Source organism: Polynucleobacter arcticus (genome assembly GCF_013307205.1).
Taxonomy (GTDB): domain Bacteria; phylum Pseudomonadota; class Gammaproteobacteria; order Burkholderiales; family Burkholderiaceae; genus Polynucleobacter; species Polynucleobacter arcticus.
Genome location: NZ_CP028940.1, coordinates 149,489 through 168,231, shown reverse-complemented (window position 1 = coordinate 168,231; position 18,743 = coordinate 149,489). Strand labels below are relative to the sequence as shown.

Here is an 18,743-nt window from a genome sequence, read left to right as displayed (position 1 = left end):
ACATGCTGGGGGCACTTGGGGCAGGGATCATCGACACAGATCGGATTTCTCATCAAGTTACTGCGCCTGGTGGGGAAGCCATCCCATTTATTACTGAGGTATTTGGAGTGGAATTGATTGATTCCCAAGGCGCCCTGAATCGCCCAAAAATGCGTGCTTTGGTCTTTGCAGATCCCAAAGCAAGGCGGTCCCTGGAGCAAATTACTCACCCCTTGATTCAGCAAGAAGCCTCTAAGCAGGCCTTAGCGCTTGCGAATTCTGGAGTGCCGTACCTTGTTTTTGTTGTCCCCCTCTTAATGGAATCCAATTTATGGATAAATCTGATTGACTATCTTGTGGTGGTGGATTGCCCACAAGAGACTCAAATCCAAAGAGTGATGCACCGCAACAATATGACTCGCTCAGAGGTAGAAAGCGTTCTTAAAGCACAAACCAGCAGAGATCATCGCCTAGCTGCTGCTACTGTAGTGATTGAAAATCAGGGTAGCCTGGATGAACTCAAACCCAAGGTGTTCAATCTGCACCAAGAAATACTCGCAATTCAGCCGGGACGCCTGAGTTCGTCATAGAATATAGGCTTGTGATTGTCTACGAATACCCCTTCAATGAATTAGTCCGAAGCATGCTTCGGCTAGAGTATTTGTTCGCCCGCTTCAACCACTTCCTTCGTTCTGACGATCCCGAGCTTCACCACAATGCGATTGCTATGTTGTTTGATTTGGGTGACATTGGATCTCGAGGCGACGTCAAATCTTTATTGCTCAAAGAATTCGAGCGTCAGAAGTATGCCTTAAATGGCTTAAAGTCTTCTCAAAAAGTAGACCAAGAAGCGCTTTCACAAACGCTAGCTGAAATTGATAAAGCTGCACTAAATATTAATCAGTCTATGGGTAAACCGAATGCGGCTATTAGTGAAAGCGAATGGCTCAATGCTATTCGTACACGATTAAATATCCCGGGCGGAACTAGTCCAATCGATTTACCAAGCTACCATGCTTGGAAAAATACGCCGTCGACTCAACGTAGAGAATTACTAGAAAAATACGTTGCACCGTTGTTGCCATGGCATGAAGCTTGTCAAATTTTCTTACGCTTGTTACGTCAATCTGGCGAAGCAAAAGATGTAGTTGCACATCAGGGCTCGTATCAACAAGCGCCGTCCGGCAAGATATACCAATTGATGCGCATTGCAATAGAAGATGATTCCCTCTTCTCTGAGATTAGCGCCAATAAGTATTTACTATCTGTCCGTTTTCTAAAAGCAGATCTAGATAAAAAACCCCAAATTATCAATCAGGATGTAGCCTTTAGGCTTACCCTCTGCCAACTCTAGACTTTTAGTAGCCTAAGTTTTTCTAACATTGGCCATGCCGCTGGTAATAGAGGCTCAACCGTTGGCATTGCATCTCCAAGTAACTGCCAAGATAGCAACTGCCCCTCGCATCCTTTAGGCACCCCACTCCACTCTCGAATGATGCTGACGTGTAAACGCACATAAGCGTGGGGATAATCATGTTCTAGGACAACGAGCTCTTCACTAGACTCAATATCAATTCCCAACTCTTCCTGTAATTCACGTTTAAGAGCTGCAAATACAGATTCTCCACTTTCAATTTTTCCGCCTGGAACTTCCCAATAACCCGCATAAGGCTTACCCTCAGGTCGCTGACCGAGGAGATAGCGCCCTTCTACATCTAACAAGATTCCAGCGGCAACTTCAGTAACAGGACGATTTAATTCATTCATCACAGGTAGCTTCTTAAGCGGTATGCGTTCCAGCCCAATGCTTAGCAAACTGCCAAGCTACTCGACCAGAACGCGAGCCACGCTCTAGGGCCCAAACCAATGCCTCAGCTCTCGCGCTTTCTATCTGCATGTCACTTAAACCAAAATGACGAAGCCAATGCGCAACGATTTCAAGATACTCATCTTGTTTGGGCGGGTAAAAAGAAAGCCATAATCCAAAGCGCTCTGATAGAGAAATCTTTTCTTCAACCACTTCACCTGGATGTATCTCACCATCATCGCTATGAGAGTAGCTCAGGTTATCCTTCATATGCTCAGGCAGCAGGTGACGACGATTCGAGGTTGCATAAATCAGAATATTGTCGACTTGAGCGGACACAGAGCCATCTAACGCCGACTTCATGGCCTTATAGCCCGATTCGCCATCTTCAAATGAAAGGTCATCACAGAAAATAATAAAGCGCTCTGGTCGATCAGCCAGTAAATCAGTGATGTCAGCTAAATCAGCTAAATGCTCTTTTTCGACTTCGACTAAGCGCAGGCCCTGAGAAGCAAACTCATGCAAGCTGGCCTTAATGAGAGAAGATTTTCCTGTGCCACGTGCACCAGTCAACAAGATGTTATTTGCTGGCTTTTTATCAATAAAGTTTCTTGTATTATCGCGAATAGCATCACGTTGACGATCAATGTTTTTTAGATCTTCGAAGGAAATATCCGCTACATGTTTTACCGGCTGCAAAAATCCAATGCTACCAAAGATGCTGTCCCGACGGCGCCATCTAAAAGCAGTTGTAGATCGCCACTGCTCATCAGTTAACTGCTTTGGTAAAAATGTCTCAAGATGACTCAGAAGTTGTTCTAGTTTTTCATTCATCTGATAATTCCCTATGAGCGGTAATCAGCATTAATAGAAACATAATCATGCGATAAATCACAAGTCCACATAGTCTGTTGCGCTAATCCACGACCCAGATCAATCTTGACAGTAATTTCTTCTGCCTGCATTACCCTTTGACCATCAGCTTCTTGATAATCGGGGTTACGACCACCATTCTTAGCTACCCACACATCACCAAGCCACATTTGCACTTGATCGACATCAAGGTCGGTGATACCAGCATAACCAATGGCTGCGAGAATGCGGCCTAAATTAGGATCACTAGCAAAGAAGGCTGTTTTTACCAAAGGAGAATGGGCCACTGCTTCTGCCACCAGGCGACATTCCTCTTCAGTCTTACCGCCCTGCACGTCAATCGTAATAAATTTAGTTGCGCCTTCACCATCTCTCACAATCATTTGAGCCAGCTTACGTGCAAGGTCAATCAAAGCTACACGAACTGGACCATAACTAGGATCATCGGCAGATTGAATCTGTACCGGTGATTGACCCGTAGCCATAATGATGAATGAGTCATTAGTTGAGGTATCGCCATCAATCGTAATTGCATTAAATGAGAGATCGGCAATCTCGCGAGTCAAGTTAGTTAACAGTCCCGGCGCAAAACCAGCATCTGTCGCAATAAAGCCCAACATAGTCGCCATATTCGGATGGATCATCCCAGCACCCTTACAGATACCGGTGATAGTGACCACGCCAGCAGGCGTCTGCACAGTGACAGATGTGGCTTTCGCCTGCGTATCCGTTGTCATGATGGCCTCTGCGGCATCGAACCAATGATCTTCACCTAAATTTGCAACTGCTTTAGGTAAAGCATCAATCAACTTAGCAATCGGTAGGGGCTCCAAAATGACACCTGTAGAGAAAGGTAGGATCTGCTTTGGATTTAAATTCAACTCTTTTGCTAGTGCCGCGCAAGTTGCTAAAGCATCTTTCATGCCCTGCTCACCAGTCCCTGCATTCGCATTTCCAGTATTCACTACCAAAGCACGAATCTCACCTTGAGCCCCATCTTGGGCTAAATGTTCTCTGCAAATTTGAACCGGTGCGGCACAGAAACGATTTAAGGTAAAGACACCCGCAACCTGGGATCCGGGGGCTAAAGTCATCACCAGAAGATCCTTACGATTTGCCTTTTTAATACCGGCTTCTGCGATGCCCATCTGAAAACCTTTAACAGGCTTCAAATGGTCTTTTTGGGGGAGGGGTAAGTTCACTGTCATTGTCTGACAATTGTAGATGAGGGCTTACTGAGCTGTCGAATTCGACAGCTCTTTCTAGGAGCCTATTGAAATTAGCTTAGTGCGCCGCAGCAGTTCTTATATTTCTTGCCGCTACGGCAGGTGCAAGGATCATTACGGCCAATCTTGGGCCCAGCACGTAATGGTGCAGGAGCAATATCAATTGCCGCACCACGATCGCCAGTTGAACCAGCTACCTCGCGATCCGCACCTGCATCTGCATGCTGATACTTTACGTCGGAGAGCTTGGCCAAATCCTCATTGATCGATTCAGAAGCTTGATCTAACTCGCTTGCACTACGAATCTGTACGGTCATGATGCTTTTCACAACATCATTTTTAACGACATTCAGAAATTCACCATATAACTCAAATGCTTCGCGACGATATTCTTGTTTTGGATCTTTTTGGGCGTAACCACGTAAATGGATGCCTTGACGTAAATGGTCCAGCGCAGCTAAATGCTCGCGCCAATGGGTGTCTAAGCTGTAGAGCAAAACGGAGCGCTCGAATCCTGCAAATGAAGCGCGACCGGAAAGCTCAACTTTGGCATCGTAAAATTCTTTTGCGCGCTCTAATACACGATCAACAATCTGCTCATCATCCATGGATGCTGCATTTTCAACCCAAGTTTTCAGATCGATAGTTAAACCCCAATCGCTAGCTAAGACATTTTCCAGTCCTACCAGGTCCCACTGCTCTTCCATCGATTCCAGGGGAACATACAAAGCACAAATCGTACGCAGTACATCATCACGCAAATTAGCAGTCAACTCGCCAACATCAACGCTTTCTAATACTTCATTTCTCAGGCGATAAGTTTCTTTACGCTGATCATTAGCGACGTCGTCATACTCCAATAACTGCTTACGAATATCAAAGTTGCGACCCTCAACTTTGCGCTGAGCAGATTCAATGGAGCGGGTCACCATGCCGGCTTCAATAGGCTCACCATCCGGCATTTTGAGACGATCCATCACTGCACGTAGACGATCTCCAGCAAAAATGCGCAAAAGCGAATCATCTAAAGAAAGATAAAAGCGTGAGGAACCAGAGTCGCCTTGGCGACCTGCGCGCCCCCGCAATTGATTATCAATACGACGACTTTCGTGACGCTCTGTACCAATAATGTGTAAGCCACCGGCAGCCAAAACCTGATCATGAAGACTTTGCCACTCTTCTTGCAAAGTCTTAATCTTGCTAGCCTTGTCCGTATCTGAGATGCTGCTATCTGCATCAATCAAAGAAGATTGCTTACCAACGTTACCGCCCAAGACGATATCCGTTCCACGACCAGCCATATTGGTAGCAATGGTGATCATCTTCGGTCTACCGGCCTGCGCAATAATCTCCGCTTCACGGGCATGCTGTTTAGCGTTCAAGACTTGATGTGGCAACTGACGTTTATCCAGTAAACCTGCAATCAGTTCGGAGTTTTCAATTGAAGTAGTGCCAACCAATACGGGTTGACCGCGTTGATAGCAATCCTCAATATCCTTAATCACTGCATCGTAGCGCTCGCGTGAAGTCTTATAAATTTGATCTTGACGATCTTTTCTTTGGCTGATGCGATTGGGCGGAATAACTACAGTCTCAAGACTATAAATTTCCTTGAACTCATACGCCTCAGTATCAGCAGTACCCGTCATACCAGCTAACTTACCGTACATACGGAAGTAATTTTGGAAGGTAATAGTTGCTAAGGTCTGATTCTCATTCTGAATCTGCACACCTTCTTTGGCTTCAACAGCTTGGTGCAAGCCATCTGACCAACGACGGCCTTGCATTAAACGGCCAGTGAACTCGTCAACAATAATGACTTCATTATTTTGCACAACATATTGTTGGTCGCGGTTATACAAAGTATGTGCACGCAATGCTGCGTAGACATGGTGCATCAAGGTGATATTTTGAGGGGCATACAGAGAATCGCCATCATTGAGAGCGCCGAGTTCAACTAAAACTGTCTCAGCTTTGTCATGACCTCGCTCTGTTAGATACACCTGCTGCGATTTTTCATCAATCCAGTAGTCGCCCGGCTTTTCAACACCAGTACCGTCGGCTTTTTCTTCTCCGATTTGACGCTCTAAGTAGGCAGGCAAGGCATTGATCTTGATATAGAGATCAGTATGATCTTCAGCCTGACCCGAGATGATTAATGGAGTGCGCGCCTCGTCAATCAAGATGGAATCCACCTCGTCAACAATCGCATAGGCTAAGCCGCGCTGTACACGCTGACCTAAATCCTGCACCATGTTATCGCGCAAATAATCAAAACCAAATTCATTATTGGTGCCGTAGGTGATATCAGCGGCATAAGCTTCTTGCTTAGTCATGTGATCCATCTGAGAGAGATTCACGCCGACCTTCATACCTAAGAAGTTATAAAGCGTTGCCATCCACTCAGCATCACGTTGAGCTAAGTAATCATTCACGGTAATGACATGAACACCCTTACCGGTTAATGCATTCAGATACACGGGAAGTGTTGCGGTTAAGGTTTTACCTTCACCGGTCCCCATTTCAGCAATCTTGCCCTGATGCAGTGCAAGACCACCCATCATCTGTGCATCAAAATGGCGCATCTTCATGACGCGGGAGCTGGCTTCTCGAACCACTGCAAAAGCTTCCGGCGCCAAATCATCTAATGATTCACCCGCAGCCAAACGTGCCTTAAACTCGGCAGTTTTTGCTTGCAGTGCGGCATTATCCAAAGCTTGCATGCTAGGCTCAAAAGCGCTAACTTTGGCAACCACTTTGCGATACTGTTTTAGGAGACGGTCATTACGACTGCCAACTAGGGTTTTAAGAAGACCGATTACCATGGGATATTGAAGTAAATTAAGACCTTGAGTTTATCACCCGCACCCTATTTTTATATGAACTTTGCCCCTAAATCTAAACCTACGAAAGCAGCCCACGATTGGCTGGACTATCTTCGTAATTCCGAAGGTTTGGGTGGAATTTTGGCCAAAACGGAAGATCTAGCTAAACTCAAAATTGCTCTGAAAGCAGCCCTATCTGAGCTTGATTTAGAGAGCTTGGCCTCTAAAATTGAGGCTGGGTGGCGCTCTGGTAGTCAAAATGAGCTATTTTTAATGGTCGCTGGGGCAAGCGTTGCCACTAGGCTTCAGCAAGTTTTACCTAGCTTAATCAATGAGTTAGCTAAAAATGGAGTGGTTTGTACTGCCATTAAAGTGCGTCTAAGGCCGGCGACTCCCGCCTGGGAAATCAAGCCCCGGGAAGGTCATCTGTCAACGCCAAAATCCAAGGGATTTAATGCGGTAGCAAGAGCATCTTGGGAGTCTTTGATAGAAAAATTAGCCCCAGACTCTGACTTACGCAAGGCGGTCGAGCGCCTTCTTCAAAGTAAGCCTAAATAAAGATAATTACACCCTTCAGAAGAGGGTTTTTAGAAAAAGAGCGGCTGACTCTCTTTGGAATAAGCTGCAGGAGCCTTGTTTTCTGGGAAGCTACTAATCTCATAAGAACTAGAGTCCGCCAAAAGTTTGCGTAAAAGTGCGTTATTGAGAGCATGCCCTGATTTTTCGGCGACATACGAACCAATAATAGGATGTCCAACTAAATAGAGATCCCCAATCGCATCCAAGATCTTGTGACGAACAAACTCATCCTCATAACGCAATTCCTCGTTATTCAAGATGCGGTGTTCATCTAGCACAATCGCATTATCCAAACTACCGCCGCGGGCTAAACCCATTTCACGTAATGCCTCAACCTCGTGAGCAAAACCAAAGGTGCGTGCGCGACCAATTTCACTTCGATAAGCGTGCTCCGCAAAATCTACTAAAAAACGCTGTCCAGTCTTATCTACGGCTGGATGTTTAAAGTCGATTGTGAAATCTAACTTATACCCAAAAAAAGGCTCTAGTCGTGCAAGCTTGTCACCCTCTCGCACTTCAATCAGCTTTTTAATCACTACAAATTGTCGTGGCGCTTCTTGTTCAGCAATACCGGCAGATTCAATTAAAAATAGAAATGAAGCAGCGCTACCATCCATGATGGGAACCTCTTCACCATCCAACTCAATAAATAAGTTATCAAGCCCCAAGCCTGCACAAGCAGAGAGTAAGTGCTCGACAGTGGAAACGCGTACCCCGTCTTTTTGAATTACTGAAGCAAGACGGGTATCGCATACAGCTAAGGCGGTAGCCGGAACAACGGATTGCTCCGGCGTATCCATACGTACAAATAAGATTCCTGAATTTATCGGCGCAGGCTTGATAGATAAAGTCACCTTGCGCCCAGAGTGCAAGCCAATCCCCACGGTTTTAATCGGTGTAGCGATAGTGCGTTGCTTGATCATGATCTTGTCTAAATTCAGGAATAGTTTTTTAAAGCTTCTTCAAAACTGAAGCGGCATCGCTTACTTCAAACTTGCCAGGTGCTTCACGATCTAAACTTGTCACTAGACCATCTTCAACAATCATGGCGTAACGATCAGAGCGAACACCTAAACCACGAGCAGTTAAATCTAATTCCAGACCAAGCTTCTTGGTAAATTCAGCACTACCGTCGCCCAACATGCGAATCTTATTTCCTACCTTTTGATCGCGACCCCAAGCACCCATCACAAATGGATCATTTACAGAAATACACCAGATCTCGTCAACACCTTTTGCTTTAATGGCATCAAAGTGCTCAACGTAACTAGGGACATGCTTTGCAGAGCAGGTTGGTGTGAACGCACCTGGTAGCGCAAAGATCACTATCTTCTTGCCAGCAGTAAGCTTCTCCACTTCAAATGCATTAGGTCCAATAGAGCAGCCTTCAGTTGCCTCATCCAAAAACTCGTAGAGGGTAGCGTTTGGTAATTTTTGTCCGACTGCAATCATAAGATCTCCAATGAATAAATAGTTGTCATAAGTATGCCAACGCTAGCGCGGGATTCGTCGTCCGGAGGGGCGCCGCGCTGGCATTTTGCAACTACTTATTGTATTGAGCAGTGGTTTAGTCTGCTTGTTTACGTAAAAAGGCTGGAATTTCGTAGTAATCAGCACCTTTATCAAGCATGGATTTAGCCTGTGGTGAGCTATCAGCCCCTAATGTAGGAGCTGGTGTAGCTTCACGCGAACTACGGAATACACGTGGCAAATCATATTGGCTGTAATCAACGCCACTTGATACTGGTTGAGCGGCCATTGAAGGTGCACTACCTGCACCCGTCATTGCCAAACCAGCGCTAGTGCTTAAGACTGAATCTAATCCACTTTTACTAATTGCTGCTGAAGCGCTTGCTGGAGCAAAGCTGTTCAGATCAGCCATTGTTGGCATCGCATCATGCGTACCAGTAGCTTGTCTCCAAACCACTTCCGGCTGATGACTTTGACGTGCTTGTGGATTATTCAAACCAGTAGCAACAACAGTAACGCGCAAGGCATCACCTAAGCTCTCGTCATACACAGTACCAAAGATTACGGTCGCATCATCTGCGGCGTAGCCACGAATCGCTGCCATCACTTCACGAGTCTCAGACAATTTCAATGAACGGTTAGCGGTGATATTAACGAGTACGCCACGCGCACCAGACAAATCAACCCCTTCAAGCAATGGTGATGCAACTGCAGCCTCAGCAGCTAAGCGTGCACGATCCATGCCAGAAACTGTGGCAGTTCCCATCATCGCCTTACCTTGCTCGCCCATTACAGTCTTCACGTCCTCAAAGTCAACGTTGATCAAACCTTGTACGTTGATGATTTCTGCAATACCTGAAACAGCGTTGTGCAGTACGTCATCAGCACAAGCAAAAGCTTTATCAAACTCAGCATCTTCGCCCATGACTTCAAAAAGCTTTTCATTGAGAACTACAATCAGTGAGTCAACATAAGACTCAAGTTCAGCGGCACCGTTTTCTGCAACCTTGAGGCGCTTTACACCCTCAAAATCAAATGGCTTACTAATGACACCTACAGTTAAGATACCCATTTCTTTAGCAACTTGAGCAACAATTGGAGCTGCCCCGGTACCCGTACCACCACCCATACCAGCAGTGATAAAGACCATGTGTGCACCTTGCAATGTATCTGCAATGCGTGCACGCGCTTCTTCAGCGGAAGCTGCACCAATTTCAGGCTTTGCGCCAGCACCGAGTCCGCTAGAACCTAGTTGCAAATTCACAGATGCCTCGGAACGCTGTAACGCGCCAGCATCGGTGTTCATGCAAATAAACTCTACGCCGTTAACACCGCGACGAATCATGTGCTGAACTGCATTACCACCTGCACCGCCAACTCCAACCACTTTAATGATGGTTTTGCCAGCTGTCTCTTGATCTAACATTTCAAATTCCATATACCCTCCTAGGTAATAAGTACTACATTGACGACGACGAAAAACTTAAAAATTTCCTGCGAACCATTCCTTCATGCGCGAAATCACACTTTGCAACGCGCCAGACTGAGATACTCGACGGCCACGCAACAACTGCGCTTGACCTTCCATTAATAAACCAATGCTGGTAGCAAAACGTGGGCTACGCAAAACTTCATGTAAGTGACCGCGATACTCTGGAGTCCCGATACGGGCAGGACGCAAGAACACTTGCTCAGCAAGCTCAACCATTCCCGGCATTAATGAAGTTCCACCGGTCAGCACAATTCCTGAGGACACCATATCTTCGTAACCAGAATCACGAACTACGCCTCGCACTAAAGTAAACAACTCCTCGACACGTGGCTCGATCACGGCAGCTAAGGCTTGCTTTGACATAGGGCGAGGCTCACGATCACCAACACCTGGCACATCAATCATGGTCGTTGGATCGGCCATATCTTGGCGAGCAATACCATATTGAATCTTCAGATCTTCTGCATCAATTGTTGGGGTACGCAAGGCCATTGCGATGTCATTGGTAATTTGATCACCTGCAATCGGAATAACTGCCGTATGACGAATAGAACCCTGACAATAAATAGCAATATCGGTTGTGCCACCACCAATATCTACCAATACCACTCCAAGTTCTTTTTCGTCTTCGGTAAGCACTGCAAGACTTGATGCCAGAGGTTGCAAGATAAGATCGTTTACCTCTAGGCCACAACGACGTACACATTTCACAATATTTTGTGCAGCACTGACAGCGCCAGTAACAATATGTACTTTGACCTCAAGGCGAAGACCACTCATGCCAATTGGCTCGCGCACATCTTCCTGCCCATCAATAATGAATTCTTGAACGAGAATATGCAAAATCTGCTGATCCGTTGGAATATTGATTGCCTTAGCAGTCTCCAAGACGCGCTCAACATCACCAGCACTCACTTCTTTATCACGAATTGCCACCATACCGCTGGAGTTAAAACTCACAATATGGTTTCCAGCAATACCGGTAAAGACCTGAACGATCTGGCGATCAGCCATAACTTCAGCCTCTTCAAGCGCCTTCTGAATGGATTGAACAGTTGCCTCAATATTGACAACAACACCCTTCTTTAATCCCTTGGATGCAGTTTGGCCAACGCCAACAACATTAAATTGACCATCGGGTGCCAATTCGGCAACCAAAGCAACCACCTTAGAGGTTCCAATATCTAATCCGACCAATAAATCGCGATTGTCTTTACTCATGCTTATTCCTCATTGCTTCTGCTCACTTTTTTTGCCATCTACTTCATTCTTTTTCAAGCTTGCCGAAGCAAGATGTACTGCAAAACCATTGGCATAGCGAAGATCAATTGCATCTACGCGATTAGCCCATTTCTCTTGAATCTGTGGCCAATATTTAAAGAGGCGCGCGACACGCTCCTCGGTTAATGTTTTGTCCGAATTTTCTTCATCCCTACCAAATTCAACCTTCATACCATTAGAGAGCTTGACGTGCCAGGCATAGCGCTCCGATAGAGTTAAATTCTTTACCTCAGCATCCCATGGCTTAAACCAGGTATTCGCTTTTTCATACAAGCGCATCACTTCTTTACTGGCATCATCTGGTCCATGAAAATCAATGAGCGTTATTCCATCACCCACTTCAGAAACACGACCTGCAAAAAGTTCGCCATGGGTGTTCATCAGGGTTTGGCTATCCACTCCACCCCAAGAACCAAACGGCTTTTGCTCTTCAATGCTGACAATTAATCCGTTAGGCCACACTCTTCGTACATTCGCATGGCGCACCCAAGGCATGGATTCAAATCCACGCTTGACATCTTCTAGCTTCACACTAAAAAAGTTTCCTTGAACCGTATCTAAAACTTGCTGCTTCACAACTGGCTTATTAATATGTTTTAGCGTCTGACCAGCTACTGGCTCAATGACCACTTGGCGCAAAGAAAATACTGGACGCTGACTTAACCAAACTAAGATGCCAATACAAACCATGATTGCAAAGCAGCGGAACAAGAATCGGCTCAACTTTTGCATCCGCTCTGGATAATTCCAAATTGGAGATGCAAGCGAGGTACAGACTTCGCCAAAACTATTTAAGAATGAACTCATCCGACTCATGCTGATCTAACCCCTTTACTATTCAGAGTCTGACTTATCACCCAGAGGACTAATTCTGCATAATCAACACCAGCCGCTTTGGCAGCCATTGGAACCAATGAGTGAGAAGTCATGCCTGGGGAGGTATTCATCTCTAAGAGATAAGGCTTACCAGTTTTTTGATCTAGCATCACATCAGCACGACCCCATGTTCTACAACCGAGCGCACGATAAGCAGCTAAAGCTAATTCTTGAACGGCTTTATTGACCTCTGGCGCCAAGTCTGTTGGGCATAAGTATTTAGTTTCATCAGAGAAATATTTATTGTGAAAGTCATAATTAGCCTCTGGTGGAATAATTTTAATGACCGGCAAAGCCTCAGCATCAGACCCAAATCCAACTAATGGGCAAGTCAACTCGTCACCCACAATACAGGTCTCGGCAATCACTTTTTTATCCATTGCTGCAGCAAGCTGATAGGCTGCTGGCAGCTCTTCAACAGATTTCACCTTCGTTAAGCCGAGTGATGAGCCTTCATGTGCAGGCTTCACAATTAAAGGCAAGCCTAAACGCTTCACAACTGCATTCCAGTCACTATCGGCTTTCAGCTCCTCGAATTCTGGAGTAGAAAGACTGCTACTAAGCCAAACAAGTTTGGTTGCTATTTTGTCGATTGCTAAAGCGGAAGCCAATACACCACTACCCGTGTAGGGCAAGCCTAAAAGTTCAAGCAATCCTTGAATGGTGCCATCTTCACCATAACGTCCATGCAGTGTAATAAAGATGCGGTCAAATTTTTCTTTTGCTAATTCAGTTGGGCAACGTAATCCTGTATCAAATGGATGTGCATCAACTCCCTTCGAGAGTAGTGCCTCCAACACACCATTACCCGACATCAAGGAAATCTCCCGCTCACCAGAGCGGCCACCGAGCAATACCCCTACCCGACCTAGTGATCTCACATCCAGACCGGCGAGATCATGCTTGACTCGGTCGCCCCAAGCTATCTGCACTGGATTTTGATTAGACATGTTTTGCCCCCACTAATGCCTGCGGCAACCCTGAAATCGAACCCGCACCCATCGTGATTAAAACATCGCCATCACGTAATATGCCGACTAATATTTCTGGCATCTCCGCTACAGTGGGCGCATAAGCTACGGCCATACTATCCAATGAAGTCTTTAAAGTCTGATCTACTACAACTGCTGCCTTCAGTAGACTTTTCCCATCGGCACCAGGAATCTTCGCTTCGCCTGCTGGATAAACATCAGTCAACACTAGTGCATCAAAGTTTTTCAGTACCTGCACAAATTCACCAAAACAATCACGAGTACGTGTAAATCGGTGAGGCTGGAATGCCAGTACCAAACGACGATTTGGATAAGCGCCGCGGGCTGCTGCCAAGGTAGCTGCCATTTCTACAGGGTGGTGACCATAATCGTCAATTAAAGTAAAGCTACCACCTGCCGCCAATGGAATTTCTCCATACCTTTGGAAGCGACGGCCTACCCCACTAAATTCTGATAAAGCTTTCACAATCGCCTCATCGCCTACACCCAACTCTGTTGCAATACCAATCGCTGCTAATGCATTGCGTACGTTATGAAGGCCTGGCAAATTCAATTGAATCTCTAATGGACCTGGCTTATTGCCATGTCGGCGCACCGTTTTACGATTAACCGTAAAGTGCATTCGAGTGCCTTCGGCGCGCACATTACTTGCACGAATATCTGCATCTTCCGATAAACCGTAACGCAATAATGGCTGTGACACAAAAGGAATAATATCTTTTACATTAGCATCATCGATGCACAATACTGCAACACCATAAAAAGGCATGCGCTGGATAAATTGCACAAAAGCCTGCTTCAATCTCGCCATGTCATGTTGATAGGTATCCATATGATCAGCATCAATATTGGTCACCACTTCCATAGCCGGGAAGAGTTGCAAGAAGGATGCATCAGACTCATCCGCCTCAACCACAATAAAATCGCCTTGACCTAAGCGCGCATTAGCACCTGCAGAATTTAACTTTCCACCAATAACGAAGGTAGGATCCAAACCACCCTCAGCCAGAACTGAAGCAACTAAGCTGGTGGTAGTCGTTTTTCCATGAGTACCTGCAATGGCAATACCTTGCTTTAGTCGCATGAGTTCACCAAGCATGACAGCACGCTGAATCACGGGCACTTTCGCTGCGCGCGCAGCGAGTACTTCAGGATTGTTGCCAGTAACTGCAGTAGAAATCACTACCGCTTCAGCAGTACCAATATTTTTTGGGTCGTGCCCAATATGAATTACTGCGCCTAATTCTCTTAAGCGCTTGGTGGAAGCACCTTCAGCTAAATCGGATCCGGATACCTGATATCCCAGATTCAGTAGCACTTCAGCAATGCCACTCATACCCGCACCACCGATACCAACAAAATGAATTTGCTGAACGATATGTTTCATATACCTACTCCCGCACAGTCTGCACATACTTCAGCTACCCGTTGGGTTGCATGCGGCTTAGCTAACGCATGCGCACGCTCAGCCATAGCCTGTAAATCTTGACGACTAAAATTTTGAATCATCGAAGCTAGGTCCTGCGGATTAAGATCTGCTTGCGGCAAGAGAATAGCTGCATCCATATCAGATAAAAACCGCGCATTTGCAGTCTGATGATCATCAATCGCATAGGGAAATGGAATCAAGCAAGAGGCAACGCCGCACGCAGCGATTTCTGAAACGGTCATCGCGCCCGAGCGACAAATGACTAGATCTGCTTGCGCATATGCAGATGGCATATCGTCAATAAAAGGCCGAATATCAGCCTTTAAACCTAACTCGGCATATCGCTTTTGTAGGTCCGCCAAATGCTTATCACCCGCCTGATGAATGACATGAGGACGCGCTTCTTTATCCATTAAGGCTAAGGCAGCTGGAATAGCCTCATTTAAGGCAGCAGCACCCAAACTACCTCCTACAACCAAAATAGATAATGGACCAGTACGCTCTTCATAACGTTTTGCTGGAGCACTTACACCTTCGAATTCTTCACGGATTGGATTTCCAACCCATTCAGCTTGAGCCATGGTGTCCGGAAAGCCAGTCAAGGTACGCATGGCAATCTTTGCCAAGGCGCGGTTTGCACTTCCCGCTACTGAATTTGCCTCATGTAACACGAGTGGTTTTTTCAATAACTTAGTCATCAGGCCACCAGGAAAGGTAATGTAACCACCCATACCCAACACCACGCTTGGCTTTAAACGACGCATGATCTTCCAACTCTGATAACTCGCTCTGACCAGGTTAAATGGCAACATCAGCTTAGCTTTGATACCCTTGCCCCGTAAACCACCAAAATCAACAGCCTCAAATGGGAAATTACAAGATTTAACCAGGCGATATTCCATACCGCTTTGATTGCCGAGCCAAGATACTGTCCAACCACAGATACGCAAGTATTCAGCAACAGCAAGGCCTGGAAAAATATGTCCGCCTGTACCACCAGCCATTACCAAGATCGAGGGTTTAGTCATAACTTACCCCCACGCATCAAGATCCGATTTTCATAATCGATACGAAGCAACATTGCCACAGCAACTGCGTTCATCAAGATTGCTGAGCCGCCATAACTGACCAATGGAAGAGTGAGTCCCTTGGTAGGAAGCAAACCCAAGTTCACGCCCATATTGATAAATGCCTGCCAGCCAATCCAAATTGCTACGCCCTTAGCTGCAAGACCGGCAAAACTGCGATCTAGTTGCAATGCGGTACGGCCGATTAAGAATGCGCGGCGCACAATCCAATAGAACAAGAAGATGATCACTACGACACCGACAAATCCAAGCTCTTCACCAATGACGGCCATAATGAAGTCTGTATGCGCCTCTGGCAAATAATGGAGTTTTTCAACACTACCACCTAGTCCCAAACCAAACCATTCCCCGCGACCAAAAGCCATCAGTGAATGGGTTAACTGATAGCCTTTATTGGCTGCATTGTCTACCTGCCATGGATCGATGAAGGCCATGATGCGTTTTTGTCGGAAAGGCGAAAGAGCGATGATCGTTGCTGCACTAATGATTCCAACAACTAAAAGTCCGCCAAACAATTTAGCGTTGATACCGCCTAAAAATAAAATTCCAAATGCAATCAGTGAGACCACTACAAGGGCACCCATATCTGGTTCGGCCATGAGTAAGCCACCAACCAATGCAACGGCGACACCCATCGGTAGCATGCCCTTAACAAATGAATGGAGATATTCTTGACGCTGTACTGTGTAGCTTGCAGCAAAAATAATGGCTGCAAACTTCATTAATTCAGACGGCTGGAAATTCATCAGACCCAATGGAATCCAACGTTTAGCACCGTTGACTCCCTTACCCACACCTGGGATCAACACCGCGATCAAGAGCAGCACTGTGAAGCCAAAGATAACTGGTGAGTAACGATCCCAAATGGTAGTTGGAATCTTAAATACCCAGATACCCACTCCAATGGCAATTGCCAATGAAATGCAATGACGAATTAAAAAGAAATTGCTGCTGTAGTTTGCATACTTAGGGCCATCAGCCAAAGTAATGGATGCGGAGTAGACCATCACTAAGCCAATGAGGGCTAAAGACAATACGGCCCAAACCAATAACTGGTCATAATCCATCATGCGTGAACGAGTCTGCTCTACGCCAGACACTGCATCTCTCAAGCCACTGCGGAAGTTATCGATCCCGCCTCTTGAGAAATTCCAGAAGCGGCCAAGGCCCAAGCGATTCTCAGGAAAGAATTTTTCCCTCAAGCTCATATGGAGACTCCTTCGAACTGCATTCCCAATTCCTGAACTTCTGTAACAAAAGCTTCAGCGCGAGCAATGTAATCACTGAACTGATCAAAACTCGCGCAAGCTGGTGACAACAGGACAATATCTCCAGACTCGGCTTGTTTGGCAGCTTCACTCACTGCATTTTGTAAGGTCTCACTGACAATACAAGGAACGGTATCTGCCAAAGCCTCAGCGATGATGAGCGCATCCTTACCTATCAAGAAAACACCCTTTACAAATCGAAGTGCTGGTTCGCGCAAAGGACTGAAATCCTGACCTTTGCCTTCACCGCCTGCAATTAACCAAATCCGCTTACCTGATTCATTGGCACTGAGGCCATTGAGTGCAGCCACAGTAGCGCCTACATTAGTACCTTTGCTGTCATCTACATACTCGACATTAGACACAATCGATACGCTTTGAACACGGTGAGGCTCGCCATGGTAATCACGTAAGCCGTGTAACAAGAGATTCATTGGTAAGCCAGCTGATCTTGCTAAAGCCAATGCCGCCAATGCATTCAAAGCATTGTGGCGACCACGAATACGCAAAGCATCAGCCGGTATTAAGCGCTTGAGTCTCAAGGGCTCATCCTCTACCACCTCAGCCTTACGACGACGCTTAGGTTGCGGCTCTAGATCCTCATCTACCTCAGCCCAAACTAACCAGTCAATTCCACCAGCACGTAAATCATGCTCGATTCCAAAAGAACCTTGCTCGTCGGGACGACTGGCGCCAAAGGTAATCACTGACCTATTCATCCTTTGTTCTGAAGAGAGTAAGTCCATCACCAGAGAATCATCCCGATTCAAAATACAAATGGCATCCTGTCCAAAGATTTTTGCTTTGGCATCTTTATAGGCTTGCATGTCACCATGCCAATCTAAGTGGTCTTGCGTAATGTTCAATACCGTTGCCGCTGTTGCGCTAAAAGAGCTCGTATAAATGAGCTGGAAACTCGATAACTCGAGAACCCAGATTTCTGGCATATCGGAAATTTGATCTGACTGATCTAAGCAGGACATCAACTTATCTAATGCGGCTGGACTGATATTTCCAGCAACAGCCACACGCTTACCGGCACGCTCACATAATTGACCAGTTAATGCAGTCGTAGTTGTTTTTCCATTAGTGCCAGTAATAGCTAGTACCGCAGGTTTATATTGCGACTGCTCCATTTGAGCCATACGATCTAATGCCGCAATTCCCCTGGCGAAAAACTCTATCTCTCCCCAGATGTCGATGCGGAGCTCTTGTACCCTAGTTAGAAAAGAAGCGGTAGGCTCTTGTAGCGGTGATAAACCGGGACTGATGCCGATGACATCCATACTTTCTAAACGAACGCTCTCGAGAGGGCCCAAATAACATTCTTTGAGTCCTGCAAACTCGAGCTCTGCCAGCCATGCTTTTTGTCGCTCATTGAGATTTTCACGGTTGCGAGTATCCGCCAGGCTTACCTTAGCGCCATTACGTAAACACCATTTAGCCATCGCATAGCCAGATTCTCCCAATCCCAAGATCAGGAAATGTTGAGGTGCTTGATAACCCTCATCTGCGATCAGTGCTGGATTGGCAAAGGCTTGGCTTAAGTTATGCATAT

General features: G+C 46.0%; 17 protein-coding genes. 3 read left to right on the top strand and 14 right to left on the bottom strand.

The genetic code is table 11. The features are described 5' to 3' along the window. Window positions 1-2: 2 nt before the first annotated feature. Together coaE and zapD are read left to right on the top strand one after the other, a co-directional pair. Window positions 3-569: a dephospho-CoA kinase gene (gene coaE, locus DN92_RS00935; RefSeq protein ID WP_437342752.1), complete on the top strand. Its 567-nt coding sequence runs from the start codon at window positions 3-5 to the stop codon at window positions 567-569. 53 nt (window positions 570-622) lie between these two features. After that, window positions 623-1,333, top strand: a complete 711-nt coding sequence (gene zapD / locus DN92_RS00930) for a cell division protein ZapD (protein ID WP_254598308.1) — start codon at window positions 623-625, stop codon at window positions 1,331-1,333. On the opposite strand, the gene DN92_RS00925 is transcribed toward zapD, so the two are convergent. The 4 genes from DN92_RS00925 to secA form a co-directional block, all read right to left on the bottom strand. Continuing rightward, window positions 1,330-1,746: an NUDIX domain-containing protein gene (locus DN92_RS00925; protein WP_173959487.1), complete on the bottom strand. Its 417-nt coding sequence runs from the start codon at window positions 1,744-1,746 to the stop codon at window positions 1,330-1,332. The genes zapD and DN92_RS00925 overlap by 4 nt on opposite strands. A gap of 13 nt (window positions 1,747-1,759) precedes the next feature. Continuing rightward, window positions 1,760-2,620, bottom strand: a complete 861-nt coding sequence (locus DN92_RS00920; RefSeq protein ID WP_173959486.1) for an ATP-binding protein — start codon at window positions 2,618-2,620, stop codon at window positions 1,760-1,762. A gap of 11 nt (window positions 2,621-2,631) precedes the next feature. Then, window positions 2,632-3,867 (bottom strand): bifunctional glutamate N-acetyltransferase/amino-acid acetyltransferase ArgJ, encoded by a 1,236-nt coding sequence (argJ, locus tag DN92_RS00915; protein ID WP_173959485.1) that lies wholly within the window; start codon window positions 3,865-3,867, stop codon window positions 2,632-2,634. 71 nt (window positions 3,868-3,938) lie between these two features. Continuing rightward, a complete protein-coding gene (gene secA / locus DN92_RS00910; RefSeq protein WP_173959484.1) occupies window positions 3,939-6,710 on the bottom strand; it encodes a preprotein translocase subunit SecA in 2,772 nt (923 codons plus the stop codon). Window positions 6,711-6,734: 24 nt separating this feature from the next. Here secA and DN92_RS00905 point away from each other — a divergent pair, with 24 nt between their 5' ends. Further along, on the top strand, window positions 6,735-7,268 hold the full coding sequence (locus tag DN92_RS00905) for a hypothetical protein (protein WP_254598307.1): 534 nt from the start codon (window positions 6,735-6,737) through the stop codon (window positions 7,266-7,268). A gap of 29 nt (window positions 7,269-7,297) precedes the next feature. Here DN92_RS00905 and lpxC read toward each other — a convergent pair whose 3' ends face one another. The 10 genes from lpxC to murD all read right to left on the bottom strand — a co-directional run bounded on the left by lpxC (window position 7,298) and on the right by murD (window position 18,741). Beyond that, window positions 7,298-8,212 carry a UDP-3-O-acyl-N-acetylglucosamine deacetylase gene (gene lpxC, locus DN92_RS00900; protein ID WP_173959483.1) on the bottom strand — a complete coding sequence of 305 codons (915 nt, stop codon included), beginning with the start codon at window positions 8,210-8,212 and terminating at the stop codon, window positions 7,298-7,300. A 28-nt stretch (window positions 8,213-8,240) separates the two neighbouring features. Further along, window positions 8,241-8,741 carry a peroxiredoxin gene (locus tag DN92_RS00895; protein ID WP_173959482.1) on the bottom strand — a complete coding sequence of 167 codons (501 nt, stop codon included), beginning with the start codon at window positions 8,739-8,741 and terminating at the stop codon, window positions 8,241-8,243. A gap of 115 nt (window positions 8,742-8,856) precedes the next feature. Further along, window positions 8,857-10,197 carry a cell division protein FtsZ gene (gene ftsZ, locus DN92_RS00890; RefSeq protein WP_173959481.1) on the bottom strand — a complete coding sequence of 447 codons (1,341 nt, stop codon included), beginning with the start codon at window positions 10,195-10,197 and terminating at the stop codon, window positions 8,857-8,859. A 45-nt stretch (window positions 10,198-10,242) separates the two neighbouring features. After that, a complete protein-coding gene (gene ftsA / locus DN92_RS00885) occupies window positions 10,243-11,472 on the bottom strand; it encodes a cell division protein FtsA (RefSeq protein WP_173959480.1) in 1,230 nt (409 codons plus the stop codon). A gap of 9 nt (window positions 11,473-11,481) precedes the next feature. Then, window positions 11,482-12,348 carry a cell division protein FtsQ/DivIB gene (locus tag DN92_RS00880; RefSeq protein ID WP_173959479.1) on the bottom strand — a complete coding sequence of 289 codons (867 nt, stop codon included), beginning with the start codon at window positions 12,346-12,348 and terminating at the stop codon, window positions 11,482-11,484. Beyond that, entirely contained in the window at window positions 12,345-13,334 is a 990-nt protein-coding gene (locus tag DN92_RS00875) for a D-alanine--D-alanine ligase (protein WP_415836359.1), read from the bottom strand. The genes DN92_RS00880 and DN92_RS00875 overlap by 4 nt, the downstream gene beginning before the upstream one ends. Before the next feature lie 16 nt (window positions 13,335-13,350). After that, on the bottom strand, window positions 13,351-14,787 hold the full coding sequence (murC, locus tag DN92_RS00870) for a UDP-N-acetylmuramate--L-alanine ligase (RefSeq protein WP_173959478.1): 1,437 nt from the start codon (window positions 14,785-14,787) through the stop codon (window positions 13,351-13,353). Beyond that, complete coding sequence (gene murG / locus DN92_RS00865; protein ID WP_173959477.1) at window positions 14,784-15,857, bottom strand: undecaprenyldiphospho-muramoylpentapeptide beta-N-acetylglucosaminyltransferase; 1,074 nt, start codon at window positions 15,855-15,857, stop codon at window positions 14,784-14,786. Before murG ends, murC begins: the two co-directional genes overlap by 4 nt. Further along, window positions 15,854-17,125 carry a putative lipid II flippase FtsW gene (gene ftsW, locus DN92_RS00860; RefSeq protein WP_173959476.1) on the bottom strand — a complete coding sequence of 424 codons (1,272 nt, stop codon included), beginning with the start codon at window positions 17,123-17,125 and terminating at the stop codon, window positions 15,854-15,856. Before ftsW ends, murG begins: the two co-directional genes overlap by 4 nt. Beyond that, window positions 17,122-18,741, bottom strand: coding sequence for a UDP-N-acetylmuramoyl-L-alanine--D-glutamate ligase (gene murD / locus DN92_RS00855; protein WP_173959475.1), 1,620 nt, complete (start codon window positions 18,739-18,741; stop codon window positions 17,122-17,124). Before murD ends, ftsW begins: the two co-directional genes overlap by 4 nt. Window positions 18,742-18,743 lie beyond the last annotated feature (2 nt).

Coding starts and splice junctions, on each gene's coding strand:
- DN92_RS00880 (WP_173959479.1), bottom strand. CDS start 12,348: ATGAGTCGGATGAGTTCATTCTTAAATAGTTTTGGCGAAGTCTGTACC.
- murC (WP_173959478.1), bottom strand. CDS start 14,787: ATGAAACATATCGTTCAGCAAATTCATTTTGTTGGTATCGGTGGTGCG.
- zapD (WP_254598308.1), top strand. CDS start 623: ATGCTTCGGCTAGAGTATTTGTTCGCCCGCTTCAACCACTTCCTTCGT.
- murD (WP_173959475.1), bottom strand. CDS start 18,741: ATGCATAACTTAAGCCAAGCCTTTGCCAATCCAGCACTGATCGCAGAT.
- lpxC (WP_173959483.1), bottom strand. CDS start 8,212: ATGATCAAGCAACGCACTATCGCTACACCGATTAAAACCGTGGGGATT.
- DN92_RS00925 (WP_173959487.1), bottom strand. CDS start 1,746: ATGAATGAATTAAATCGTCCTGTTACTGAAGTTGCCGCTGGAATCTTG.
- ftsA (WP_173959480.1), bottom strand. CDS start 11,472: ATGAGTAAAGACAATCGCGATTTATTGGTCGGATTAGATATTGGAACC.
- DN92_RS00920 (WP_173959486.1), bottom strand. CDS start 2,620: ATGAATGAAAAACTAGAACAACTTCTGAGTCATCTTGAGACATTTTTA.
- DN92_RS00895 (WP_173959482.1), bottom strand. CDS start 8,741: ATGATTGCAGTCGGACAAAAATTACCAAACGCTACCCTCTACGAGTTT.
- argJ (WP_173959485.1), bottom strand. CDS start 3,867: ATGACAGTGAACTTACCCCTCCCCCAAAAAGACCATTTGAAGCCTGTT.
- murG (WP_173959477.1), bottom strand. CDS start 15,857: ATGACTAAACCCTCGATCTTGGTAATGGCTGGTGGTACAGGCGGACAT.
- ftsZ (WP_173959481.1), bottom strand. CDS start 10,197: ATGGAATTTGAAATGTTAGATCAAGAGACAGCTGGCAAAACCATCATT.
- secA (WP_173959484.1), bottom strand. CDS start 6,710: ATGGTAATCGGTCTTCTTAAAACCCTAGTTGGCAGTCGTAATGACCGT.
- ftsW (WP_173959476.1), bottom strand. CDS start 17,125: ATGAGCTTGAGGGAAAAATTCTTTCCTGAGAATCGCTTGGGCCTTGGC.
- coaE (WP_437342752.1), top strand. CDS start 3: ATGCTGGGGGCACTTGGGGCAGGGATCATCGACACAGATCGGATTTCT.